Genomic DNA, 819 nt, shown 5'->3' on the forward strand with positions numbered 1-819 from the left:
CTGTACGGTAACCAGCCAGAGAGCAGCAAGGAAGGTGCCACCCGACGCACCAATTTCACGCTGTCCGGCCCGTTAGCCGGTGAAGCACTCACCATGCGCATGTACGGCAATATCAATAAAACTGACGCGGATGACCCGAACATTAACCATAATCAGAACGGTTCCTACGCGGCGGGCCGCGAAGGGGTGCGCAATCGTGACATCAACACCCAACTGTCATGGAAACTGTCGCCGCAGCAGATGATCGATTTCGATGCGGGCTACAGCCGTCAGGGCAATATCTATACCGGTGACACTCAATTCAGCAGTAGCCAGGCAATACCTCAGGCGCTGGCAGAAAGTGGCGCAGAAACCAACCGCATGTATCGCCAGAACTACGCGCTGACCCATAACGGCATTTGGGATTGGGGGCAATCACGCGTTGGCGTTGCCTACGATCACACCAACAATACCCGTCTGGAAGAGGGGCTGTATGGTCGTTTTGAAGGCTCGATCACCGATCCGGGACGTTACAACACCAGCCGACTGGATAACTACCGCGTTAATGGCGAAGTGAATATTCCGCTGGAACAATGGGTCGAGCAGACGCTGACGCTGGGTGCCGAATGGAACCGCGAGCAGTTAAATGACCCGGCCTCCAGTTCGTATACCGACAATTCAGGTGTGACACTGCCAGGATCGTCGATCGATCCCAGCCAGCGCAGTAGCAAGAATAGTGCGGATCTGAGCGCGGTCTATCTGGAAGACAACATTGAAGTGGTGCCTGGAACCAAAGTGATCCCTGGGTTGCGTTTTGATTATCATAGCCGTTTTGGCAGC

General features: G+C 54.7%; 1 protein-coding gene. It reads left to right on the forward strand.

From position 1 onward, the window contains the following. The coding region (locus J5224_RS31670) for a TonB-dependent receptor domain-containing protein (protein WP_264628941.1) at positions 1 to 819 on the forward strand (819 nt) is incomplete at both ends.

It is taken from the genome of Candidatus Symbiopectobacterium sp. NZEC135 (genome assembly GCF_025962695.1).